The organism is Intestinimonas massiliensis (ex Afouda et al. 2020), from assembly GCF_001244995.1.
In the GTDB taxonomy this organism is placed as follows: Bacteria; Bacillota; Clostridia; order Oscillospirales; family Oscillospiraceae; genus Intestinimonas; species Intestinimonas massiliensis.
The window spans coordinates 1901602-1923175 of the sequence record NZ_LN869529.1 but is presented as its reverse complement, the minus strand read 5'-3'; the positions used below and the strand labels follow the sequence as shown (position 1 = coordinate 1923175).

28 protein-coding genes are annotated in these 21574 nt (G+C 60.2%); 25 read left to right on the top strand and 3 right to left on the bottom strand.

Annotated elements, in window-relative coordinates:
- Window position 1 precedes the first annotated feature (1 nt).
- The 4 genes from pstB to BN2154_RS13245 all read left to right on the top strand — a co-directional run bounded on the left by pstB (window position 2) and on the right by BN2154_RS13245 (window position 3434).
- Complete coding sequence (gene pstB / locus BN2154_RS13260) at window positions 2-763, top strand: phosphate ABC transporter ATP-binding protein PstB (protein WP_050619230.1); 762 nt, start codon at window positions 2-4, stop codon at window positions 761-763.
- A gap of 12 nt (window positions 764-775) precedes the next feature.
- Complete coding sequence (gene phoU, locus BN2154_RS13255) at window positions 776-1414, top strand: phosphate signaling complex protein PhoU (RefSeq protein ID WP_050619229.1); 639 nt, start codon at window positions 776-778, stop codon at window positions 1412-1414.
- 85 nt (window positions 1415-1499) lie between these two features.
- Window positions 1500-2159, top strand: coding sequence for a response regulator transcription factor (locus BN2154_RS13250; protein WP_050619644.1), 660 nt, complete (start codon window positions 1500-1502; stop codon window positions 2157-2159).
- 12 nt (window positions 2160-2171) lie between these two features.
- A complete protein-coding gene (locus BN2154_RS13245; RefSeq protein WP_050619228.1) occupies window positions 2172-3434 on the top strand; it encodes a sensor histidine kinase in 1263 nt (420 codons plus the stop codon).
- An 86-nt stretch (window positions 3435-3520) separates the two neighbouring features.
- On the opposite strand, the gene BN2154_RS13240 is transcribed toward BN2154_RS13245, so the two are convergent.
- A complete protein-coding gene (locus BN2154_RS13240; protein WP_050619227.1) occupies window positions 3521-3739 on the bottom strand; it encodes a hypothetical protein in 219 nt (72 codons plus the stop codon).
- Between the two features lie 208 nt (window positions 3740-3947).
- Between BN2154_RS13240 and BN2154_RS13235 the strand changes: the two genes are divergently transcribed.
- The 14 genes from BN2154_RS13235 (at window position 3948) to BN2154_RS13170 (ending at window position 15363) form a co-directional block, all read left to right on the top strand.
- On the top strand, window positions 3948-4235 hold the full coding sequence (locus BN2154_RS13235; protein ID WP_195892355.1) for a hypothetical protein: 288 nt from the start codon (window positions 3948-3950) through the stop codon (window positions 4233-4235).
- A 94-nt stretch (window positions 4236-4329) separates the two neighbouring features.
- Window positions 4330-5391 carry an iron-containing alcohol dehydrogenase gene (locus tag BN2154_RS13230; protein ID WP_050619225.1) on the top strand — a complete coding sequence of 354 codons (1062 nt, stop codon included), beginning with the start codon at window positions 4330-4332 and terminating at the stop codon, window positions 5389-5391.
- A complete protein-coding gene (locus BN2154_RS13225; RefSeq protein ID WP_050619224.1) occupies window positions 5388-6794 on the top strand; it encodes an ethanolamine ammonia-lyase reactivating factor EutA in 1407 nt (468 codons plus the stop codon). Before BN2154_RS13230 ends, BN2154_RS13225 begins: the two co-directional genes overlap by 4 nt.
- 21 nt (window positions 6795-6815) lie before the next feature.
- Window positions 6816-8180: an ethanolamine ammonia-lyase subunit EutB gene (locus tag BN2154_RS13220; protein ID WP_050619223.1), complete on the top strand. Its 1365-nt coding sequence runs from the start codon at window positions 6816-6818 to the stop codon at window positions 8178-8180.
- A gap of 15 nt (window positions 8181-8195) precedes the next feature.
- Window positions 8196-9107: an ethanolamine ammonia-lyase subunit EutC gene (gene eutC / locus BN2154_RS13215; protein ID WP_050619222.1), complete on the top strand. Its 912-nt coding sequence runs from the start codon at window positions 8196-8198 to the stop codon at window positions 9105-9107.
- Complete coding sequence (eutL, locus tag BN2154_RS13210; protein ID WP_050619221.1) at window positions 9104-9757, top strand: ethanolamine utilization microcompartment protein EutL; 654 nt, start codon at window positions 9104-9106, stop codon at window positions 9755-9757. The genes eutC and eutL overlap by 4 nt, the downstream gene beginning before the upstream one ends.
- Window positions 9754-11247 carry an acetaldehyde dehydrogenase (acetylating) gene (locus BN2154_RS13205; protein ID WP_094762512.1) on the top strand — a complete coding sequence of 498 codons (1494 nt, stop codon included), beginning with the start codon at window positions 9754-9756 and terminating at the stop codon, window positions 11245-11247. Before eutL ends, BN2154_RS13205 begins: the two co-directional genes overlap by 4 nt.
- A gap of 371 nt (window positions 11248-11618) precedes the next feature.
- Window positions 11619-11918, top strand: coding sequence for an ethanolamine utilization microcompartment protein EutM (gene eutM / locus BN2154_RS13200; RefSeq protein ID WP_050619643.1), 300 nt, complete (start codon window positions 11619-11621; stop codon window positions 11916-11918).
- Between the two features lie 3 nt (window positions 11919-11921).
- On the top strand, window positions 11922-12671 hold the full coding sequence (locus BN2154_RS13195; protein WP_050619219.1) for an ATP-binding protein: 750 nt from the start codon (window positions 11922-11924) through the stop codon (window positions 12669-12671).
- A 4-nt stretch (window positions 12672-12675) separates the two neighbouring features.
- On the top strand, window positions 12676-13299 hold the full coding sequence (gene pduL / locus BN2154_RS13190; protein ID WP_050619218.1) for a phosphate propanoyltransferase: 624 nt from the start codon (window positions 12676-12678) through the stop codon (window positions 13297-13299).
- Complete coding sequence (locus BN2154_RS13185) at window positions 13296-13568, top strand: hypothetical protein (RefSeq protein WP_050619217.1); 273 nt, start codon at window positions 13296-13298, stop codon at window positions 13566-13568. Before pduL ends, BN2154_RS13185 begins: the two co-directional genes overlap by 4 nt.
- Window positions 13543-13791: a EutN/CcmL family microcompartment protein gene (locus tag BN2154_RS13180; RefSeq protein ID WP_050619216.1), complete on the top strand. Its 249-nt coding sequence runs from the start codon at window positions 13543-13545 to the stop codon at window positions 13789-13791. Before BN2154_RS13185 ends, BN2154_RS13180 begins: the two co-directional genes overlap by 26 nt.
- 65 nt (window positions 13792-13856) lie before the next feature.
- Window positions 13857-14942 carry an ethanolamine utilization protein EutH gene (gene eutH / locus BN2154_RS13175; RefSeq protein ID WP_050619215.1) on the top strand — a complete coding sequence of 362 codons (1086 nt, stop codon included), beginning with the start codon at window positions 13857-13859 and terminating at the stop codon, window positions 14940-14942.
- Window positions 14935-15363 (top strand): cupin domain-containing protein, encoded by a 429-nt coding sequence (locus tag BN2154_RS13170; RefSeq protein WP_050619214.1) that lies wholly within the window; start codon window positions 14935-14937, stop codon window positions 15361-15363. The genes eutH and BN2154_RS13170 overlap by 8 nt, the downstream gene beginning before the upstream one ends.
- 207 nt (window positions 15364-15570) lie before the next feature.
- Here BN2154_RS13170 and BN2154_RS13165 read toward each other — a convergent pair whose 3' ends face one another.
- Together BN2154_RS13165 and BN2154_RS13160 are read right to left on the bottom strand one after the other, a co-directional pair.
- Window positions 15571-16584 carry a tyrosine-type recombinase/integrase gene (locus BN2154_RS13165; RefSeq protein ID WP_050619213.1) on the bottom strand — a complete coding sequence of 338 codons (1014 nt, stop codon included), beginning with the start codon at window positions 16582-16584 and terminating at the stop codon, window positions 15571-15573.
- Window positions 16585-16732: 148 nt separating this feature from the next.
- The gene (locus tag BN2154_RS13160) at window positions 16733-17242 is read right to left on the bottom strand and encodes a helix-turn-helix domain-containing protein (protein WP_050619212.1); all 510 of its coding nucleotides are present in this window, start codon (window positions 17240-17242) and stop codon (window positions 16733-16735) included.
- Between the two features lie 159 nt (window positions 17243-17401).
- Here BN2154_RS13160 and BN2154_RS13155 point away from each other — a divergent pair, with 159 nt between their 5' ends.
- The 7 genes from BN2154_RS13155 to BN2154_RS13135 all read left to right on the top strand — a co-directional run bounded on the left by BN2154_RS13155 (window position 17402) and on the right by BN2154_RS13135 (window position 21572).
- Window positions 17402-17596 carry a helix-turn-helix domain-containing protein gene (locus BN2154_RS13155; protein WP_242853761.1) on the top strand — a complete coding sequence of 65 codons (195 nt, stop codon included), beginning with the start codon at window positions 17402-17404 and terminating at the stop codon, window positions 17594-17596.
- A gap of 44 nt (window positions 17597-17640) precedes the next feature.
- Window positions 17641-19635, top strand: a complete 1995-nt coding sequence (locus BN2154_RS13150; protein ID WP_050619210.1) for a DNA primase family protein — start codon at window positions 17641-17643, stop codon at window positions 19633-19635.
- Between the two features lie 125 nt (window positions 19636-19760).
- Window positions 19761-20114 (top strand): hypothetical protein, encoded by a 354-nt coding sequence (locus BN2154_RS15885; protein ID WP_154666705.1) that lies wholly within the window; start codon window positions 19761-19763, stop codon window positions 20112-20114.
- Entirely contained in the window at window positions 20104-20280 is a 177-nt protein-coding gene (locus tag BN2154_RS15880; protein ID WP_154666704.1) for a hypothetical protein, read from the top strand. Before BN2154_RS15885 ends, BN2154_RS15880 begins: the two co-directional genes overlap by 11 nt.
- Window positions 20281-20408: 128 nt before the next feature.
- The gene (locus BN2154_RS13145) at window positions 20409-20579 is read left to right on the top strand and encodes a hypothetical protein (RefSeq protein WP_154666703.1); all 171 of its coding nucleotides are present in this window, start codon (window positions 20409-20411) and stop codon (window positions 20577-20579) included.
- A gap of 2 nt (window positions 20580-20581) precedes the next feature.
- Window positions 20582-20818, top strand: coding sequence for a hypothetical protein (locus BN2154_RS13140; protein WP_050619208.1), 237 nt, complete (start codon window positions 20582-20584; stop codon window positions 20816-20818).
- A 343-nt stretch (window positions 20819-21161) separates the two neighbouring features.
- Window positions 21162-21572, top strand: a complete 411-nt coding sequence (locus BN2154_RS13135) for a capsid assembly scaffolding protein Gp46 family protein (RefSeq protein ID WP_050619207.1) — start codon at window positions 21162-21164, stop codon at window positions 21570-21572.
- The last annotated feature ends 2 nt before the right edge of the window (window positions 21573-21574 follow it).

The window sequence follows — 21574 nt, the reverse complement described above, 5'->3', positions numbered from 1 at the left end:
TATGAACCAGACTCCCATCCTCTCCGCCAAGGACCTGGACCTCTTTTACGGAGAGAACCAGGCGTTGAAATCGGTGAATATGGATATCCCGGAAAAGCAGGTCACCGCCCTGATCGGCCCCTCGGGCTGCGGCAAGTCCACCTTTTTGAAGACCCTGGACCGGATGAACGACCTGGTGCCCGGCGTGACGATCCGGGGCCGGGTGGAGTACCGGGGCAGGAACATCTACGCCCCGGACGTGGACGTGACCTGGATCCGCCGTCAGATCGGCATGGTGTTCCAGAAGCCCAATCCTTTCCCCATGTCCATTTACGACAACATCGCCTACGGCCCCCGGACCCACGGCATCAAGAGCAAGGCCAAGCTGGATGAGATCGTGGAAAAATCGCTGCGGGGAGCGGCCATCTGGGACGAGGTAAAGGACCGGCTGAAGAAGTCGGCGCTGGGCCTGTCCGGCGGCCAGCAGCAGCGCATCTGCATCGCCCGAGCTCTGGCGGTGGAGCCGGACGTTCTGCTGATGGACGAGGCCACCTCGGCCCTGGACCCAATTTCTACGTCAAAGATTGAAGATTTGATTGCAGATTTGAAAAATTCCTATACAATAGTGATTGTGACCCACAACATGCAGCAGGCCACCCGCATCTCGGACAAGTGCGCCTTCTTCCTGCTGGGCGAGCTCATTGAGTATGGGGATACCACCCAGATCTTCTCCGTGCCCCGGGACAAGCGGACGGAGGATTACATCACCGGCCGGTTTGGTTAAAGGAGGGTCACCATGCGCAAGACATTTGACGCGGAGCTGCTGGAGCTCAACGAGGAGCTGACGGCCATGGCCCGTCAGGCCCAGGACGCCATCGACGTGGTCACGGAGAGCCTGTCCACCGACGACGAGCAGACGGCCAAGGCGGCCATCGACATGACGGCCTCCCTGGACCAGATGGAGCGGGACATTGAGAACCGCTGCCTGAACCTGCTGCTGCGGCAGCAGCCGGTGGCCCGGGACCTGCGGGCCATCTCGGCGGCCATGAAGATGGTCACCGACCTGCAGCGCATCGGGGACCAGGCGGCCAACATCGCGGAGATCTCCCTGCTGCTGAGCAATCACGGGGAGGTGAAGGTGCCTCAGGACATCGGGGTCATGGCCTGCAAGGCGGGACTGATGGTCCGCCAGGCCATTTCGGCCTATACCGGCCGGGACGTAGAGACGGCCCACGCGGTGATCAACCTGGACGACGAGGTGGACGATCTGTTCCGGCAGGTGAAGGGCGAGCTCATCGACCAGGTGGCGGCCAACCGGGACGAGGCCGACCTGTCCATCGACTTCATCATCATCGCCAAGTACCTGGAGCGCATCGCGGACCACGCGGTGAACATCGCCCAGTGGGCGATCTTCTGCGTGACGGGCCAGCTCTGAGACCACACCCCCAGCGCATTGCGTGTCCCCCGGGGCTTCCCCGGGGGATAAAGCCATATGGAAAGGAAGATGCCGCGTGCCGGACCTGATTACGATCATCGAGGATGACGAGAGCATCCGCGAGATGCTCCGCTATTATTTTCACTCGGTGGGGTACGGAGTGGAGGACTTTGAATCCGGGGAGGACTACTTTCAGGCGGTCCACGACGTGCAGCCCGACCTCTACATCCTGGACATCATGCTGCCGGGGATGGACGGGCTGGAGATTCTGCGCCGTCTGCGGGGGGCGCCGGATACGGCCCATATCCCCGTCATCATGCTCACCGCCCGCACCGCCGAGCTGGACCGGGTGAAGGGATTGGAGCAGGGGGCGGACGACTATGTGGTGAAGCCCTTCGGCATCATGGAGCTCCAGGCCCGGGTGAAGGCGGTGCTCCGCCGGACGGGTCGGCCCCAGACCCCGGCCATTCTGAAGTGCGACGGGCTGGAGATCGACCCCGCCGCCCGGGAGGTCCGCCGGGACGGCATTCCGGTGGAGCTGACCTATAAGGAATTTGAGCTTTTGAAGCTCTTGTGTGAGAACCGGGGGACCGTCCTGACCCGGGACGACATCCTCCACGCCGTCTGGGACTACGATTTTGCCGGGGAGACCCGCACCGTGGACATGCACGTCAAGACCCTGCGCCAGAAGCTGGGCGAGGGGTACATACAGACGGTCCGCGGCGTGGGCTATAAGATGCCGTAAGGGGGAGCCGCCATGAAAAAACGCCTGACCACCTACATTTTTCTGATCGCCGCCCTGGGCATCGCCCTGTCCAGCGTGTTCGGCGTGTGGGCGTACCGGAACCGGGAGCTGACCGCCGCCCGCCAGACGCTGGTGGAGCTGCTGAACCTGATGGACGCCCAGAGCTACTATACCGACGCGGCGGCCTGGTCGGCCCAGTTTGCCGTGGCGGCGCCGGATAAGCGCCTGACCATCATCGCCCCGGACGGCTCGGTGCTGTCCGACACCTGGGGGGAGGTGACCGCCAGCCACGCCGACCGGCCGGAGTTCCAGGACGCGCTGGCGAAGGGGAGCGGGGAGGCCATCCGGCCCTCGGACACCACCCGCACCACCATGCTCTATGAGGCCCGCCGCTTCACCGACGGCAACATCGGCCGGGTTTCCATGCCCATCTCGTCGGTGAACGCCCTGGTGCTCCAGGGAGTGGCGGGCTTTTTGGCGGCGGCGGCGGTGGCCCTGGTCCTCACCCTGCTGCTGGCCCGCAAGCTGGCCATCAGTACGGCGCAGCCCCTGGAATTGAAGCAGGAGGAGCTCGATCAGGAGGGGGAGAAGCTCCAGACCGTCCGCTCGGAGTTTGCCGCCAATGTCTCTCATGAGCTCAAGACCCCCCTGACCAGTATCAAGGGCTTTACCGACATGCTCTCCTCCGGCATGGTGAAGGACCCGGAGGACCAGAAGCGGTTCATCACCATGATCGGCGTGGAGGTGGACCGGCTGGTGGAGCTGATCAACGACGTGCTCAAGCTGTCTGAGCTGGAGTCGGTGGCAATGCCCCAGCCGGACGACCGGGCGTCGGTGCTGGCCGTGGCGGGGGAGGCCCGGGAGTTTTTGAAGCCGATGGCCGAGCGGGCGGGGGTGACGGTGTCCCTGGCCGGGGTGGAGACCCAGGTGGCCATGGCGCCCGGCCGCCTGCGGGAGCTGCTGACCAACCTGATGGAGAACGGCATCAAGTACAACGAGCCCGGCGGCCGGGTGGACGTAGGGGTCCGCCAGACCGACGGCAGGGTATTCATCACCGTGGCGGACACCGGTATCGGCATCCCCAAGGAGGCCCAGGAGCGGGTGTTCGAGCGGTTTTATCGGGTGGATAAGGGCCGCGCCCGCAAGACGGGGGGGACCGGTCTGGGGCTGGCCATCGTCAAGCACATCACCCAGCTCTACGGCGGCGCCGTCACCCTGGAGAGCGAGCCCGGTCAGGGTACCACCCTGACGCTGGAGTTCCCCGCCGTAAAGTGAAAACAGAAAAGGGAACCCCGCGGCCGTTCTTCCGAATGGCCGCGGGGTTTTTGCCTCTCGCGTCCCCTCCGAGTGCTCCGGAGGTGTTAAATCACTTTTTTGGAATCGTTCAGGATGAAAGAGCCCTCGAATTCGGCGTCGCAGGCCTTTGCGATGGCAATCAATTCTTTCTCGGAAAAATTGTCCCGCTTCATTTTCCCACTTAGATTTTGAATGGTGGTAGGCGGGTCCAGTCGTTTTCCCAGCTCAGTCATGCTGATGTCTCTGGCGGCCAGCAGCATGCGCACTTTCGTGGCCATGCTCATGGGGCATCACTCCTTTTATCAACTATTATATTTCGTTCATAAACTTTATCAATGAAAAAATAAATTTTAAAGTTAAAAAGCGGTTGACACAGTTCGCTGATTAATGTATAATATTAACGATTGGAAGATGAATATACACTAAAAAGGGAATATGTGAACAAACTGTAAATTTTTATAAGGGGGAAGAACCGTGGGTTACAATGAGGACATGTTAAAACGCGCAGAGCTGAAGTACCTGGGGGAGTACCTGATGAGCGGGGGCGCGCCGGGCCCGGAGGCCCTGTCTCGCAGCGAGACGGAAAAACAGCTTTTGGACCGCGCCTATGGCCGCCTGGAGGTCAGCCTGGCCGGCCTGGGGGAGCCGGCCGCCGAACCCATCCGCCGGGCCGCCGGGGCTCTGGGTGCCGACCACCAGCGGGTGGGCTTTTGTTCCGGTCTCCGGGTGGGGGCCCGTCTGATGCGCAGTCTGATGGACAGTACCGGAATCGTCTATTAGAGGAAATGGCCGGAGCGGAAAATTTTCCGCACCGGCTATATTTTTTCCCTTCCCTGCCATACTAAGCCCATCAAGGAAAAAGCAGGGGAATGCCATGGAAACCTTTTGGATCAAGCCCAAGCTCTATTTTGGCCCAGAGCCGCTGGAGGCCCTGTCGGCTCTGGCGGGGAAGCGGGTGCTCATCGTCACCGACGCTTTTCTGGCCTCCTCCGGCCTGCTGGACCGGGTGAAGGCCAGGCTCACCGGCGAGGTGTCGGTGTTCGACCGGGTGGAGCCCGACCCCTCCCTGCGCCTGGTGGCGGAGGGGGTGCGGGCCGTGCGGACCTTCCGGCCCGAGGCGGTGGTGGCCTTCGGCGGCGGCTCCCCCATGGACTGCGCCAAGGCCATGTGCTGGTTTTCCGGCGACCGGGACCTGCCGCTCTACTGTATCCCCACCACCGCGGGCACCGGCAGCGAGGTCACCTCCTTCGCGGTCCTCACCGACACCGACCAGGGGGTGAAATACCCGCTGGTGGAGGACGGCCTTCTGCCGGAGGGGGCCATTTTGGAGCCCGCCTTCCTGGACGGGGTGCCCCCCAAGGTGACCGCCGACACCGGCATGGACGTGCTCACCCACGCCGCCGAGGCCGCCGCCGCCGTGGGGGCCAATCCCTTCACCGACGCCTTGGCCGAGTCGGCCTTCGCTCTGGCCTGGCGGGCCCTCCCCAGGGCTTACCAGGGGGACCGGGCGGCCAAGGCGGAGATGCTCTACGCCTCCTGTATGGCGGGGGGGGCCTTCAACGCCGCCGGGCTGGGGGTCTGCCACTCCATGGCCCACGCCCTGGGGGGCCGCTTTCACGTGGCCCACGGCCGGCTCAACGCTCTGCTGCTGTCCCAGGTCGTCGCCTTCAACGCCGCCGACGCCCGGGCGGCGGAGAAATACGCCCGCCTGGCCCGCCGGTGCGGCCTGGCCGCCAACCCACGGGCTCTGTCCGCCGCTCTGGTCCGCCTGCGCACCGGCCTGGGTATCCCCGCCCGGCTGGACCTGCCCCCGGCGGAGCTGAAGGCCGCCCTGCCCGCCCTGTCCGCCGCCGCCCTGTCCGATGTGTGCCTGCCCGGCAACCCCAGGCCGGTCGCTGCGACCGACGTGGAGGCCATGATGGAGGCGCTGGTATGACGGAGACGCTGAAATCCGTGGGTATTGATATAGGAACAAGTACGACTCAACTGGTGGTCTCTGACCTGACCCTGGAGAACCGGGCCAACCCCTTCTCGGTGCCCCGCATCGCCATCACGGACAAGGAGATCGTCTACCGCAGCGGCATCCACTTTACCCCCCTGCTGTCCGACACGGTCATCGACGCCCGGGGCGTCCGGGACATCGTGGCGGAGGAGTACCGCCGGGCGGGGCTCCAGAGGGACCAGGTCCAGACCGGGGCGGTCATCATCACCGGCGAGACCGCCCGGAAGGAGAACGCCCGGGAGGTCCTCGCCGCGCTCTCGGAATTTGCCGGGGACTTCGTGGTGGCCACCGCCGGCCCCGACCTGGAGTCCATCCTGGCCGCCCGAGGGGCCGGGGCGGATGAATACTCAAAGGAGAATCATACCCAGGTATTACACTATGACATCGGTGGCGGCACCTCCAACCTGGCCCTGTACAACCGTGGACGGCTGTGTGCAACCTCGTGTCTCGATATCGGCGGAAGATTGGTAAAAATCGAGCCAAAAACAGGAAAAATCACCTATCTTTCCCCCAAACTGGAGGGGCGTTTTCCCGGAGTTGTACGGGGCGCGGAGGCCTCTTCGGCCCTTTTGGCCCCCGTGGCGGAGGAGATGACGGCCGCCCTTTTGCAGGCGGCGGGGCTGGAGCCCCCCGGACCTCTGCTGGAATTCTACACCACCGCCGGGGTGTCCCCCATGCGGGCCCGGGGCGCGGCGCTCTCCTTCTCCGGCGGCGTGGCCGACTGCCTGTTTTCGCCTCCGGCGGACGAGCTGGCCTACGGCGACATGGGGCCCCTGCTGGGGCAAACCATCCGTAAGGCTCTGCAGGCCAAGGGCGTGGCCCCCATCCAGGGGGCGGAGACCATCCGGGCCACGGTGGTGGGAGCGGGGGCCCACTCCATGGAGGTGTCCGGCTCCACCATCTTCTACCGCGAGGTGGAGTTCCCGCTGAAAAACCTGCCGGTTCTCCGGCTGGAGCCGGAGGAGGAGCGGGGGGATCTGGCTGCCGCCATCCGCTCCAAGCTGGGCTGGTACGCCGACGAGGGGGGGCTCACGCAGGTGGCCCTGGCCTTTGCCGGGGAGAATTCCCCGCCCTACCGCCGGGTGCAGGAGCTGGCCGAGCACATCCAAAAAGGGCTGGAACCCCTTCTGGACCAAGGCTTTTTTCCCGTCGTGGCGGTGGAGGCCGACCTGGCCAAGGTGCTGGGCCAGGCCCTGGCCCCCCGGCTGCCGGGCCCCCTGCTGTGCCTGGACGGCGTCGGTGTGAGCAACGGAGATTACATCGACATCGGCGCCCCCGTGGCCGGGGGGACCGTCCTGCCGGTGGTGGTCAAGACCTTAGCCTTTGAAAAGAAGTAAAAACTGGAGGAGCTGACACAATTGATCTTAAAAACCAAGCTGCTGGGCCACGTCTATGACTTCAAGTCGGTCCGTGAGGTCATGGCCAAGGCCAATGAGGAGAAGTCGGGCGACCGGCTGGCGGGCATCGCCGCCGAGAACGCCGAGGAGCGGGTGGCCGCCAAGGTGGTGCTGGCCAACCTGACCCTGGCCGACCTGCGCAATTCCCCCGCCGTCCCCTATGAGACCGACGAGGTCACCCGCATCATCCAGGACGACGTGAACGAAAAGATTTACGGAGAGATCAAAAACTGGTCGGTGTCCGAGCTGCGGGAGTGGATTCTGGACGAAAAGCACGACGGGGCCGCCATCCGGCGCATCTCCCGGGGCCTCACCAGCGAGATGGTGGCCGCCGTGGCCAAGCTGATGAGCAACCTGGACCTCATCTACGCCGCCAAAAAGATCCGGGTCACCGCCACCTGCAACACCACCATCGGCGAGCCCGGCACCCTGTCCGCCCGGCTCCAGCCCAACCACCCCACCGATGACCCGGACGGTATCATGGCCTCCCTGCTCGAGGGCCTCTCCTTCGGCATCGGGGACGCGGTGCTGGGCCTGAACCCGGTGGACGACAGCGTGGAGAGCGTCACCCGGGTGCTGGAGCGCTTCCACGACATCAAGACCCGCTGGGCCATCCCCACCCAGACCTGCGTGCTGGCCCACGTCACCACCCAGATGGAGTGCATCCGCAAGGGGGCCCCCGCCGACCTCATCTTCCAGTCCATCGCCGGATCGCAGAAGGGCAACGAGGCCTTTGGCTTCACCGCCGAGACCCTCGCCGAGGCCCGGGACCTGGCGCTCCGGGAGGGCACCGCCACTGGCCCCAACGTGCTGTATTTTGAGACCGGCCAGGGCTCCGAGCTCTCCTCCGAGGCCCACAACGACTGGGACCAGGTGACCATGGAGGCCCGGTGCTACGGCTTTGCCAAGCGGTATCAGCCCTTCCTGGTGAACACGGTGGTGGGCTTCATCGGGCCGGAGTATCTTTACAACTCCAAGCAGGTCATCCGGGCGGGCCTGGAGGACCACTTCATGGGCAAGCTCACCGGCATCCCCATGGGGTGCGACGCCTGCTACACCAACCACATGAAGGCCGACCAGTCCGACATCGAGGACCTGGCCGTCCTGCTGACCACCGCCGGGTGCAACTACTTCATGGGCATCCCCCACGGCGACGACGTGATGCTCAACTACCAGACCACCGGGTATCACGAGACGGCGGCCCTGCGGGAGCTGTTCGGGCTCACCGCCATCAAGCCCTTCCAGCAGTGGCTGGAGCAGATGGGCTTTGTGGAGAACGGAGCCCTCACCGCTCTGGCGGGAGACGGCTCGATCTTACTGGCGTAAAGGAGGTTTCACACGTTGAATGAAACAGAACTGCGGGCCCTGGTGGAGCGCATGGTGGCCGACCTGATGGGTCAGGCCCCCACGCCCCAGGTCAAGGCCGCCGATTACAAGCCCCTGGAGGACGCTCCGGCCGCCGGGACCGGGGAGAGCCTCCCCGACATCACCGAGGTGGACCTGCGGAAGCTCTATCTGGTGGAGCACCCCCAGAACGGCCCCGCCTTCCTGGACCTAAAGGCCAAGACCCCCGCCCGGCTGGGCTTCGGCCGGGCCGGAGCCCGGTACAAAACCGAGACCATGCTGCGCATGCGGGCCGACCACGCCGCCGCCCAGGACTCGGTGTTCTCCCTGGTGGACGAGGACTTCGTCCAGCGCAACCGCTACGTCTTCGTCCAGACCCTGTGCAAGGACAAGGACGAATACCTGACCCGGCCCGACAAGGGCCGCCGGTTCGACGAGGCCAACCAGGACGTCATCCAAAAGACCCTGGGCCAGAACCCCAAGGTGGCTCTGGTGGTGGGGGACGGGCTGTCCTCCGCCGCCATCGAGGCCAACGCCGCCGACTGCCTGGAGGCCATCCGGGCGGGCCTGAAGACCTTCGGCATCGACCCCGGACCCGCCCTCTTCGTCAAATACTGCCGGGTGGGAGCCTCCGACCACATCGGGGAGCTCACCGGCGCCCAGGTGGTCTGCATGCTGGTGGGCGAGCGGCCGGGCCTGGTCACCGCCGAGAGCATGTCCGCCTATCTCACCTACGCCGCGCGCATCGGAGTGCCCGAGTCCCAGCGGACGGTCATCTCCAACATCCACCGGCAGGGCACCACCGCCGTGGAGGCCGGGGCCCACATCGCCGAACTCATCCACACCATGCTGGAGAAAAAAGCCTCCGGCGTGGCGCTGGCGCAGATGGAAAGGGGGAGGGGCGCATGACGGGAGATCTCTTGAAATGCAATGTGCTGGCCACCCACACCATCGCTAACGTGTCCGAGACCCTGGCCAGGAAGCTGGAGCTGCCGGAGCGCTACCGCTCCATCGGCATCCTCACCGCCGACAGCGACGACGTCACCTACTGCGCCCTGGACGAGGCCACCAAGGCCGCCGCCGTGGAGGTGGTCTACGGCCGGAGCCTCTACGCCGGGGCGGCCAACGCCAACACCAAGCTGGCCGGCGAGGTCATCGGCATCCTGGCCGGACCCAACCCGGCGGAGGTCAGCTCCGGCCTGCGGGCGGCGGTGGAATTCATGGACAGCGGCGTGGGCTTCCGCTCCGCCAACGAGGACGATTCCATCGTCTACTTCGCCCACACCGTGTCCCGCACGGGCACCTACCTGTCCAAGACCTCCGGTGTGCGGGAGGGGGAGGCCCTGGCCTACCTCATCGCCCCGCCCCTGGAGGCGGTGGTGGGCCTGGACGAGGCCATGAAGGCCGCCGACGTGGAGCTTGTGGCCCTCTTCGAGCCACCCAGCGAGACCAACTTCGGCGGCGGGCTCCTCACCGGGACCCAAAGCGCCTGCAAGGCCGCCTGCGAGGCGTTTGCCGAGGCGGTCAAAGCGGTGGCGGCCCGGCCCCGCGAAGTATGAGAAAGGAGACGGAGCATTTGGACAAGGATCTGCGCTCCATCCAGGAGGTCCGGGACCTGCTGAAGCAAGCCCGGGAGGCCCAGCGCATCCTGGCAGGTATGACACAGGAGCAATTAGACAAAATAACAGCGGCCGTCTCCGCCGCCGCCGCCGAACAGGCCCGAAGGCTGGCCGACATGGCGGTGGAGGAGACCGGCTTCGGCATCAAGGCGGACAAGGAGCTCAAAAACCGCTTTGCCGCCCTCACCCTCTATGACGCCATCAAGGACGAGAAGACCCACGGCATCCTGGCCCGGGACCATGTGAAAAAGACCATCGACATCGGCGTGCCCACGGGCGTGGTGGCCGGGCTGGTGCCCTCCACCAACCCCACCTCCACCGTCATCTACAAGACCATGATCTGCATGAAAGCGGGCAACCCCATCGTCTTTTCCCCCCATCCCAGCGCTGTGAACTGCATTCTGGAGACGGTGAACGTGGTGCGCAGGGCGGCGGAGGCCGCCGGAGCCCCCGCCGGGGCCGTGGGGTGCATCTCCACCCCCACCCTGGAGGCCACCAACGAGCTGATGCGCCACGACAACACCCGGCTCATCCTGGCCACCGGCGGCGGGGCCATGGTCAAGGCGGCCTATTCCTCCGGAACCCCAGCCATCGGCGTGGGCGCTGGCAACGGCCCGGCCTATATCCACCGCACCGCCGACGTGCGCTTGGCGGTCAAGCGCATCCTGGACTCCAAGACCTTCGACAACGGCACCATCTGCGCCAGCGAGCAGTCCGTCATCGTGGCCCGGGAGATGGAGAGCGCCGTCACCGCCGAGCTGAAAACCCAGGGGGCCTATCTCCTCAGCGACGAGGAGCACGCCCGCCTGTCCCAGTTCATCCTGCGCTCCAACGGCACCATGAACCCCGCCATCGTGGGCAAAAGCGTGGAGACCGTGGCCAAGCTGGCCGGGCTCACCCATGTGCCCGCCTCCGCCCGGGTCCTGGTGGCCCGGGAGACCGGCGTGGGCCGGGGCTACCCCTACTCCAACGAGAAGCTGGGCCTCATCCTGGCCTACTACGTGGAGCCCGACGAGGAATCCGTCCTCCGCCGCTGCGTGGAGATCCTGGAGTGGGAGGGGGCGGGGCATACCTTCTCCATCCACGCCCAGGACGAGAGCGTGGTCAAGCGCTTCGCCGCCGCCGTCCCCGCCAGCCGGGTGCTGGTGAACACCCCCGCCGCCCTGGGCGGCATCGGGGCCAGCACCTGTCTGTTCCCCGCCCTCACCCTGGGCTGCGGCGCGGTGGGCGGCTCCTCCAGCTCCAACAACATTGGTCCCCTGGACCTCATCAACATCAAGCGGGTGGCCTGGGGCGTCCGGGAGCTGGAGGACATCCGGGCCGGGAACGCCTCTTCCCCCTGGGAGAACACCGCTCCGGGCGGCTGGCAGGTGGATGCGGGCACCCTGGATGAGCTGGTCCGGCAGATCATGAGGAGGCTGAACGTATGAGCGAGGTCAACGCCGACGGCGTCCTGCTGAATCCCCATGAGGCCCTCCTGCAGGAGGTGCAGGCCCTGTCCAACTCCCTGATGGCCGAAAAGCCGGAGGGGATGGAGGACGACAAGGAGCACACCGTCTACGCCGCCAACGGCGAGCCGGCTGGGACCGTGGGGGGCATCCCCCACATGCCCACGGCCATGGCGGCGCCGCCCGGCGGGCATAAGGGCGCCGGGTCGGGCATGAACGCGGGCGCGCCGGAGCCCAAAAGAAAGGCCAAGGCCCCGGCTGCGGCCGCCGGCCGAACCAAAAAGACCGAGGCCCCCGCCCCAAAAGCAGAAGGGGAGCGGCGGGCGGACAACGATATGAGGAGGAGTACAAAAATGGCAAACACAAACGCGCTGGGCATGGTGGAGACGAGAGGACTGGTGGGGGCCATCGAGGCCGCCGACGCCATGGTCAAGGCCGCCAACGTCCAGTTGGTAGGCAAGGAGCAGGTGGGCGGCGGCCTGGTCACCGTCATGGTCCGGGGCGACGTGGGGGCCGTCAAGGCCGCCACCGACGCCGGAGCCGCCGCCGCCGAGAAGGTGGGCGAGCTCATCTCCGTACACGTCATCCCCCGGCCCCACGCCGAGGTGGACGGCATCCTGCCCCACCGCAGCGGCGAGTACAATCAGGGGTAAGCCATGGCCCTGCTGACGGAAGAGGTCGTCCGGCAGATGTCCAACGGCGGGACCCGGGGCCCCGTGGTGGTCTCCCGGGACGACGTGCTGACCCCCTCCGCCCGGAGCTGGCTCCGGGAGCACCGGGTGGAGGTGGTCTATCCCCAGGGGCGGGCGGCGGAGGGCGAGACCTCTGCTCCCGCGGGGGATCGGGCCCGGTATCAGACCCTGTTCGGAGCCGCCCTGGACCACAAGCCGGAGCATATGACCCACCTCCGGGGCAACGTGCTGGTCTTCAAGGACCACCCCCGCATCGCGTTCCGGGGGTACATCGACCTGCTGGAGGCCGAGATCACTCTGGCCCAGCAGGCCGCCGCCCAGGAGGGATACCGGACCCTGTGCGGAGAGCTGGAGGAGGTGCTGGGCTTCGTCCGGCGCTTCATCCGCTTCGATGTGCTCTCCGAGCCGGTGGGGGAGGTGCGAGTGTGCTCCCTGGGGCCGGAGGAGCTGCGGGAGCAGTCCCACTACCCGGAAAAATACTTCGGCCAGCCCCACTTCCTGGTGCACTGGACCGACGGAGCCGCCATCCTGGCGGTGAACAAGCTGCGCACCGTGGTGCGGCAGACCGAGCTGGCGGCCTATAAGGCCTTCCGGGACGAGAACGGGGCGGTGACCCGGGAGGATATCCTGCTGGGGCTCAACCGGCTGTCCTCCCTGATGTGGATCATGATGATCAAATTAAAGGCGGGAAAGTATCCCAGAGAGAGCGGGTGAACAGATGCACAGCGTCAATACCGTGGGCATGGAGCGGCTGGCGGAGGAGATCGTCCGCCGGGTCACCATCGAAATCGAGGCCTCGGGCCGTCATGTCCATCTGTCCCGGGCGGATGTGGACGCGCTGTTCGGCGTGGGCTACCGGCTCAACCGGGTCAAGGACCTGAGCCAGCCCGGACAGTTCGCCTGCGCCGAGCGGGTGACCCTGACGGGCCCCAAGGGGAGCTTCCAGAACGTGGTCATCCTGGGCCCCGAGCGGGGCGAGAGCCAGGTGGAGCTGTCCCTCACCGACGCGGTGGCCCTGGGGGTGGCGCCCCCGGTGCGCATCTCCGGCGACATCCGGGACACCCCCGGCATCACCGTGCGCCGCGGGGACCGGGAGCTGCGGCTCCAGCGGGGGCTCATCGTGGCCAAGCGTCACATCCACATGACCCCGGCGGACGCCGCCCTGTTCGGCGTGGCCGACAAGCAGAACGTCAGCTTCCGCACCTTCACCGCCCGGCCGCTGGTCTTCGGGGACACCGAGGTCCGGGTCAGCGACAAGTTTACCACCGTGGTCCACCTGGACTATGACGAGGCCAACGCCTGCGGGTTCCGAAAGGGCGACCGGGGGATGATCGTGAAATGACGGTGGAGGAGCGGGGCAGTGAGCTGGTCATCACCCGGCTGCCCGTGGAGCAGATGGGCATACTCGCCCTGGGCCTGGCCCTGGAGCGGGAGGAAAAACAGGTGCTGGAGGCCCTTCTCTCCGGCCGGAAGGTCCGGGTCCTGGAGTCCGGACTGGAGTACAAGCAGTACAAGAAGACGGCCCCCATGGGGGTCTTTCAGAAATTTGTGGCTCTGGAACGGGAGCTGCGGGAGATGGGCGTCTGTGTTATTAGGGACCGTCATTGGTAATGTGTGGTGCACCAAAAAGCTCCAGAGCCTCACCGGGCAGGCTTTCCTGCTGGTGGCTCCGGAGGGGCACCAGGGTCCGCCCCTGGTGTGCGCCGATCAGGCCGGGGCCGGGCCCGGCGACCAGGTGCTGGTGGTATCCGGCGGCGGGGCCCGGGTGGCCGCCGGAGCCCATGTGCCCGTGGACGCCGCCATCGTGGGGATCGTGGACCACGTGGAGCGGTAGCGGCCGCCCGCCGGCGCCGGGCGGGTTGGGCCCGCCCAAAAACCAAATCCAAAGGGGGCAATCCTTTGTCCGTCAATGAAATTATCGTCTATATCATGGTCCTCTTCATGGCCCTGGGAGCGGTGGACCGGATCATCGGCAACCGCTTCGGCCTGGGGGAAAAATTTGAAGAGGGCATCATCGCCATGGGGTCGCTGGCCCTGTCCATGATCGGCATCATCTGTCTGGCGCCGGTGCTGGCCGGGCTCCTGCGGCCGGTGGTGGTGCCCCTCTACTCCTTCCTGGGGGCCGACCCGGCCATGTTCGCCGGGACCATCCTGGCCAACGACATGGGGGGCGCGCCCCTGGCCAAGGAGCTTGCCCTCACCCCCGAGGCGGGCCAGTTCGGCGGCCTGATCGTGGGCTCCATGCTGGGGCCCACGGTGGTATTCACCATCCCCGTGGCCCTGGGCATCATCCGGCCGGAGGACCAAGAGTTCTTGGCAAGGGGCGTGCTGGCCGGGGTCATCACCATCCCCATCGGCGGCCTGGTGGGCGGCCTCGCGGCGGGCTTCCCCCTGATGATGGTGTTGAAAAACCTGATCCCCATCGTCCTCATCGCCGTCCTCATCGCGTTGGGCCTGGCCTTTATTCCCAACGGAATGGTGAAGGGCTTCCAGGTCTTTGGCAGGTTCGTCATCATCGTCATCACCGTGGGCCTGGCCGCCGCCATCGTAGAGGCCCTCACCGGCATCACCCTCATCCCCGGCATGAACCCCATCGAGGAGGGCTATGCCACCGTGGGCGGCATCGCCATCGTGCTGGCGGGCGCCTTCCCGCTGGTCTTCGTCATCACCAAGGTGTTCCGGAAGCCCCTGATGAGGCTGGGCCATCTGCTGGGCATGAACGACATCGCCGCCGCCGGGCTGGTGGCCACTCTGGCCAACAACATCCCCATGTTCCAGATGATGGGCGACATGGACCGGCGGGGCAAGATCATCAACGTGGCCTTCGCCGTCTCCGCCGCCTTCGTATTCGGGGACCATCTGGGCTTTACCGCCGGATTCGACGCCGCCATGATCTTTCCCATGATCGTGGGCAAGCTGGTGGGCGGCGTCACCGCCGTAGCTGCGGCTATGCTGCTGACCCGAAAGGAGGCAGACCATGGCTGAACGGGACCGAGCTGCCATCGAGGAGCTGGTGCGGCGGGTGCTGCTGGAAAAGCTGGGCGGAAACGGGCCGCGGGTGAAGAAAGTGGAGGTGCCCCGGCTGGATGTGGCCGCGGAGCACCGCATGGACACCGGGAACCCGGCCGACCGGGTGTGGACCCGGGACCTGTTCACCCTGGAGGAGGCCCCCCGGCTGGGCTGCGGGCTGATGGTCATGGAGCGGACCACTTTCCCCTGGACCCTGACCTACGACGAGATGGACTACGTCATCGAGGGGCGGCTGGACATCCTGGTGGACGGACAGACCGTCTCCGCCGGGCCGGGCGAGGTGCTGTATATCCCCAAGGACACCTCCATCCAGTTTTCGGTGCGGGACAAGGCCAGGTTCCTCTATTTCGTCTACCCGGCCAACTGGCAAAATTAAAAGTGCAAAGGGCCGGTCTCAGACCGGCCCTTTCCTTGCGTTTACGCATTTTTAAGGGAAAAATAAGAACCGTCGGAGGGCGGCTGTGGTACAATAAAGACAACAACCCCGGAAAAGCCCATAATATCAGGGCTTCCGGGGTTGCCTGTTACTAATGCGCTACTGTTCAGGGTTCTTTGAACATGGTTTGTTCAACCTTTTGAACCCCTATTCCACCAGTTCCACGGCGGCTTTCAGTTCGTCCAAAGTCTTATGATTATAGACCCGGTTTCCTGTGTCTTTGGACACATGACCCATGAGAAGATCACAGCATTTTTGGTTTGCCCCGGCCCGGTCAAGGCGGGTTCTGAATGTATGGCGGCATTCGTGGGGCGTATGATCCATTCCCCAAGCCTTCATGAAGTCAGCCCAGAACAAGCGGTATTGACTTTGGGAACACTGTTTCCCGTTGTAGCTGAAAAGATAACTTCCCGGCTCATTCATGCGCCGTTCAATCAACGGCCTGATCTTGGAATGGATGGGAACCACCCTATCTTTACCGGCCTTGGTTTTGGTTCCGCCCTTCATCGTCCCGGCCTGAAGGTCAACATCAGATTTCTTCATGGATAGAAGTTCACTGATTCGCCACCCGGAATATAGAAATACAAGGACGGAATCAACCCACGGTTCATTCTGGTGTTTCCAAACTGTGTTGACCTCATCATCTGTGAACGGTTGCTTTTGTGTTGGTGGAATTGGATCAGAAGTGAGAAGATCAGAAAAGCACCGGTTGATTATATCCATTTCCAAAGCGAACCGGTCAAGATGGCCCCAAAGGTTCTTGATTGCCGCTTGGGTGGAATAGGATTTTCCACAAGTATCAATGGTTTCTTGCATTTGATAGGATCGAATTTGTTTGTAGGGCTTACTTCCAAGCGGGGCGCAGTATTTGTAAGCAGAAGTCATTGATGCCCGGTTACTGGCTCCCAGCTTTGGGGCCTTTTTCTCTTTCCATAAGTCGAATAGCTGTTGAAGTGTGATCTTGGCCCGGTCAACATCCCATGGATCACGGTTGTATTCTGATAGGATCATCAAACCTTCTTCCCGTGTGGCGGCATATCCGATGATCTCATAGATTGGATGGCCTTTGTCATTCCACCCGGTTACTTTCTTGATGATGAAGGGCCTACGCCGGTTCCCGGATAACCGGGCCACAGTTCCAAAGCCGTTGGGCGCTCTCATAGTAAACACCTGTCCTTTCGTGAAAATGGTTGCATTGAACCAAGGGCAGGTGCTATAATAGCTTTTGCAGAGGTGCTATTATTGGGCCTGTCCCAGTATGGTATCTTTAACCGCCTTTCCTGTTGGCGCAGGGAGGGCGGTTATTTTTTTACTTGTTAAGTTCTTCTGTGATTTCTTGGATAATTTCAGTTTCTGGCCGGGTATCCTTCAACCGTTCCACCAAAGCCGGAATAGAAGCCTTGGTGGATTCTACAAGGGCTTCTATATCATCTTCATACAGAATGAAGCTATTGGGGGCTTTTCCAACAACCCAATAAGGGCGTTCCAGTCCATTTTCCCCTATGACGGATTTTTCTTCCACATCACCATAGATTTCTTCAAGGGCCACCACAATACCTTCAAATAAATATGTGGACTGCTCCAACTGCCTAAATTCCTCTGTATTCTGGTGTTCTGCCCAAGTCAAATCTTCCTTGATTTTGACAATGGGAACCCCTAAAGCCTTTGCTATTTTTTCTATGGTTTCAATTTTTGCGTTTTGCTTATCCGCTTCATATTTACGAATATTTGCTTCATTTATACCGCATAGTTCCCCAAGCTGTTTTTGTGTTAGCCCCCTTTCTTTTCGCAATTTCCTGATATTTTCACCTACCGTCATGCCGGTATCACCTCCAATGAAACCAGTATAGCACAAGAATAGAGAAAATAACAGATTGAAAAAAATCTTTTTCGGTATTGACAGGTTTGTTTCAACCTGATATGATTATAGCAGGTCGAAAACAACCTGTCAACAGATTTTTAGAAAGGATGAATCAAATTGAAGGTAAACAAAAAGAAACTGAAATTGGCAATGGCTAATGTCTGTATGGACTCAAGGGATTTGGCGGTTGCCGCCAATCTTCCCCGGCCCACGCTGAACAATGCCATAACCGGGCGGAATTTACGCCCCGCCACCATTGGCAAGATCGCCAAGGCCCTGAATGTGCCTGTGGAACAGATTCTTGAAGAATGATAGGAGGCCAATGATGCAAAAAAAAAAAAAGAAGGTGATAATCAGTGATTGACGGCATTTGTAGAGCCAATAACAAGCACCCTTCAGAGGGTGAGGGTTACCGGGAATATGTCGGCCCGGATGAAAAAATCAGAGGTTACAACGGCGATTTGTGCGCCCGTCTGAAGCCGGGATTCCTGAAGCTGGACATTGACGATTTCGACCACGATACCAGCGAACTTGACGAACCCATTAAAGGGAAGCCCAGAAGTGAAGCTGTATTGGCTTGGCTGGATTCCAAAGGAATTCGCTATAATTTGATGATCACGGAACATGGAAAACACTTTTATTTCAGAGTTCCACAAAATTACCCACATGAAGCCAATAAAATCAACTGGTATTCTGCATTGGGAATTAAAGTTGAAGTCAAATTGGGCGGTGGGCAATCCAAAGAACACATCCCATTCAAAGTGGGGGGCGTTCTCCGAAAGTGGGCCGCTGGTGATATGCTGAATGAAGCCATTGATGAATTGCCGGTTGAATTGTGGCCTTTGCAGAAGTCTAAAAACCGGCCATTTGATTTTACAACCCTATCGGATGCCCGGAACAATGGTTTTTCTGAATATGCGTTCGCTTTGGCTTGGAAAGGTTACACCATTGAACAAATTCAAAGCACAATTCAGGCTATCAATGATTTTGTGCTGGAAACCGGCCTTCGTTGTAGTGAAATTGATACCATTCTTCGGGAAGAAACCTTGGAGAAGTTGCGGAACATCATTAACCAGAAGGAAGAAAAGAACCTGTCCCCTGTGGCTGTTGCCAATGAACTTCTGGAACAGCACCATTTGATTTATCTGAATGGCAATCTTTATGCCTATCAAAATGGGGTATATAAGCCATTCGGCAAGGATCAAATCAACGCATATATCAGCAAGCACTATCCTTTCGCCAAAATCCGCTTTCGGCAAGAAGTGGCCGAACAAATCAAGGGAGCCGCTTACATTGACCAAGCGGAAGAAAGCCCCATGATCAATGTGAGAAATGGCATGTTGGAAATTGCGGATGATGGTACAATAACGCTTCACCCCCACAACCCTGATATTATCAGCTTCCGACAGTTTCATGCAGACTATGACCCTTCAGCGGTTTGCCCTGTGCTTGACAAAGCCCTTGAAAATGCGTTTAGCAAAAGTTCAGAACAGATTGAACTATTCGACCAGATCATGGGTTATCTTATGATGAACCACACACGGTATCAGAAGTGCTTCTTTTGGGTGGGGCTTCCATCTTCGGCTAAAAGTACGCTTTCTACGATGGTTCGCCGGTTCTGCGGGGAAGAAAATGTTTCTTCCGTGGAATTGGAAGATTTGGGGAATCGGTTCGGATTGGCTGGCCTTGTGAACAAAACACTGAACATTGTACCGGATATTAAGAAAACGAAATTGTTTGCTTCCGGTCTGTTTAAGGCCCTTGTGGGTGGCGATGCCGTTCATGTGGAACAAAAATACCGGGAATCGTTTGATTATGTTTTCACCGGGAAAATGATTTTTGGTATGAACCTGTTCCCGGACTTTTCAGCAGACTTTGAAGGTATCGAACGGCGGCTTGTGATTTTGAAGTTTGAACGGGTTTACAAGCGGACGGATCCCGATTATAACCCCGCCATTGACGATGATCTTTCTACTGATGAAGCTATGAGCGCACTTCTAAACCGGGCCATTTCTGGTTATAAGAGCCTGACCCAAAACAAAGGATTTATTGAAACCCGGAAAAGCAAACAGCAGATGGCCGCTTTTGTGTCGGAAAATGATTCCGTTGTTGCGTGGGTGGAAAGCCTTGATGATGTCGGCATTTTGGAGCGGGAGCCGATAAGCGGCCCGGAAGGGCTTTATAAAGCGTATGAAATCTATTGTAACGCCAGCGGAGAAAGGGCAAAGGATCAAAAGGATTTCACCCGGATTATTAAAACCCGCTATGGATATGAGAGCTATATCAAACGCATAGAGGGTAAACGGATGCCCATGTTTCGGAAAAAAATAACTGTCTGCCTGTCCTTCTGAAATCCCATTTTACAACCTTGTATATAGGGAAAATATTTTTCTAAAAAGTTTTTTGATAGGAAAAAAGTATATAAAATACTACTTTGAGAAGGACAGACGGACAGGCCGAAAGGAGAGGATACCCATTGACGATAAGTGAATTTAGGCAGTATGCAAAGAAATGGGGTAAAGGTCAAGACCCGGTAAAGCTGTTGTTACCCTTGGATCAGTTGGAATTGCTACCGGCCAATAAAAAGCGGAAAACCCATGCTGTGGATCATCGTTCCTTTATGGATTCAGATGGATATTGGAACATATACCCGATAGCGATTGATTCATTTCATGTTTATATCGTTTGCCCTTATTGTCAGCAAATCCATATTCACGGAAACGATAAAGGTCATTATGAAGGCCCCAGATGTCCCCATTGTTTCGCACAAGCTAAAAACTACCGAATTTTGAAGATTTCAAAGAAAGGACTGCATCAAAATGACACTTAATCAACTGAAAACCAGAGCCAAGGCCCTTGATCTTATGATCCGCAAGGATGGCAAAGGCGGCTATTTGTTGGTAGACCCCAGCACCAACGCCCTTGCCGCTCCCGGCCCCATGACCATTGAAGAAGTGGAAATGTGGCTGGATGATTTGGACAAGCCCCAGCAATAAGAAAAGCCCCCTTGTGTCACCGTCTGCAAACTCTGACACAAGGGAGCCAAACCAACCACCCAAAGGGCGGCTTGTGGATAGTATAACACATGATCCGCCCGGCAATCAAGAAAGGACGGAATTACATAATGAAAAATCTGATCGACACGGCCAAGGCCACCAAGGTTCCTGAGAAGTACGAACTTCGGGCAAGTGATCTGGAAACCCTGTACTGTGAAGCCCATGGGGATGTGTTCAGGATGATTTCTTGGGCGTTCAAGATTGGCTTCCATCAGGGGCAGAAGGCAAAGGGGGAATAATCATGACAAAGGAAGATATGATTTCCCTTGGTATTCCCAAGGATCGGATGAAGGATTTCCGAACCCGGTATTTTGCCGATGTGAAGAAAGCCGCCCATCGTATGAACAAATCTTCGGAGCAGTCAACCGATGATGTGAAGAAGGCCATTTCCGCATTGGTTCAGGTGATTGATGATTCTGAAATCTTGCACCAGATTCTTTCCTATGTGGCTTCCCTTCATGCTGGGGGTTATCGCTGATGTCGATACAAATCAATGTCAGCTATACCCCGGACGAGGAAGCGAAAATAACCCGGCTTGAAACCCTTATGAAGTCACTTTTGCCCCGTCATAAGGTCAAGAAAAGCGCAGGTACACCCCCCTATAACCACCTGTATTTCACACCTACGAAAAGCGAAAAGCACACGAAATAGGCGGTTTTCCTTGACCTACACCCCCATATATGGTATAATTCTAATATAGTACCCCACCCCCTACCGGGTGGAAGCTGTGAGAAAACGGCGTGGGAATCGTTCTTTTTGGGACGGTTCCCACGCTTTTTCTATATTTAGCCTACTTCGGGCGTTAAACGGAGGTATGAAAGATGGATGAAACCAAGACCATGAACAACCAGAACCCGGATGGAGCCGGGGCAAAAACCTTCAGTCAGGACGATGTGAACCGCATTGTTGGTGAACGCCTTGCCAAAGAGAAGGCAAAGGGGGAAGCCGCCCTTGCTGAAAGGGAACAGCAACTTGCCCAGCGTGAATTGCTGTTGACCGCAAAAGAGAAGTTGACCGAAAACGGCCTTCCGGTGGAGCTGGTGGACGCTCTGAATGTGTCCAGCCCTGAAGCACTGGAAAAGGCCCTGTCCATCGTGAAAACGGTTATGGACAAACACAAAGCGGAAGCCCGACCTATCAAGATCAGCGGGGCTAAACCGGCTGAAAGTCTGTCCCATGCAAAGAACACCGGTGACAGTTCGCTTAGAAAGGCTATGGGGCTTCCCGAATAAGA

Excerpts from the sequence above, each read along its gene's own strand:
- pstB (WP_050619230.1), top strand. The coding sequence starts at position 2 with ATGAACCAGACTCCCATCCTCTCCGCCAAGGACCTGGACCTCTTTTAC.
- phoU (WP_050619229.1), top strand. The coding sequence starts at position 776 with ATGCGCAAGACATTTGACGCGGAGCTGCTGGAGCTCAACGAGGAGCTG.
- BN2154_RS13245 (WP_050619228.1), top strand. The coding sequence starts at position 2,172 with ATGAAAAAACGCCTGACCACCTACATTTTTCTGATCGCCGCCCTGGGC.
- BN2154_RS13240 (WP_050619227.1), bottom strand. The coding sequence starts at position 3,739 with ATGAGCATGGCCACGAAAGTGCGCATGCTGCTGGCCGCCAGAGACATC.
- BN2154_RS13235 (WP_195892355.1), top strand. The coding sequence starts at position 3,948 with ATGTTAAAACGCGCAGAGCTGAAGTACCTGGGGGAGTACCTGATGAGC.
- BN2154_RS13230 (WP_050619225.1), top strand. The coding sequence starts at position 4,330 with ATGGAAACCTTTTGGATCAAGCCCAAGCTCTATTTTGGCCCAGAGCCG.
- BN2154_RS13225 (WP_050619224.1), top strand. The coding sequence starts at position 5,388 with ATGACGGAGACGCTGAAATCCGTGGGTATTGATATAGGAACAAGTACG.
- eutL (WP_050619221.1), top strand. The coding sequence starts at position 9,104 with ATGACGGGAGATCTCTTGAAATGCAATGTGCTGGCCACCCACACCATC.
- BN2154_RS13205 (WP_094762512.1), top strand. The coding sequence starts at position 9,754 with ATGAGAAAGGAGACGGAGCATTTGGACAAGGATCTGCGCTCCATCCAG.
- eutM (WP_050619643.1), top strand. The coding sequence starts at position 11,619 with ATGGCAAACACAAACGCGCTGGGCATGGTGGAGACGAGAGGACTGGTG.
- BN2154_RS13195 (WP_050619219.1), top strand. The coding sequence starts at position 11,922 with ATGGCCCTGCTGACGGAAGAGGTCGTCCGGCAGATGTCCAACGGCGGG.
- pduL (WP_050619218.1), top strand. The coding sequence starts at position 12,676 with ATGCACAGCGTCAATACCGTGGGCATGGAGCGGCTGGCGGAGGAGATC.
- BN2154_RS13185 (WP_050619217.1), top strand. The coding sequence starts at position 13,296 with ATGACGGTGGAGGAGCGGGGCAGTGAGCTGGTCATCACCCGGCTGCCC.
- BN2154_RS13170 (WP_050619214.1), top strand. The coding sequence starts at position 14,935 with ATGGCTGAACGGGACCGAGCTGCCATCGAGGAGCTGGTGCGGCGGGTG.
- BN2154_RS13165 (WP_050619213.1), bottom strand. The coding sequence starts at position 16,584 with ATGAGAGCGCCCAACGGCTTTGGAACTGTGGCCCGGTTATCCGGGAAC.
- BN2154_RS13160 (WP_050619212.1), bottom strand. The coding sequence starts at position 17,242 with ATGACGGTAGGTGAAAATATCAGGAAATTGCGAAAAGAAAGGGGGCTA.
- BN2154_RS15880 (WP_154666704.1), top strand. The coding sequence starts at position 20,104 with ATGACACTTAATCAACTGAAAACCAGAGCCAAGGCCCTTGATCTTATG.
- BN2154_RS13145 (WP_154666703.1), top strand. The coding sequence starts at position 20,409 with ATGAAAAATCTGATCGACACGGCCAAGGCCACCAAGGTTCCTGAGAAG.
- BN2154_RS13140 (WP_050619208.1), top strand. The coding sequence starts at position 20,582 with ATGACAAAGGAAGATATGATTTCCCTTGGTATTCCCAAGGATCGGATG.
- BN2154_RS13135 (WP_050619207.1), top strand. The coding sequence starts at position 21,162 with ATGGATGAAACCAAGACCATGAACAACCAGAACCCGGATGGAGCCGGG.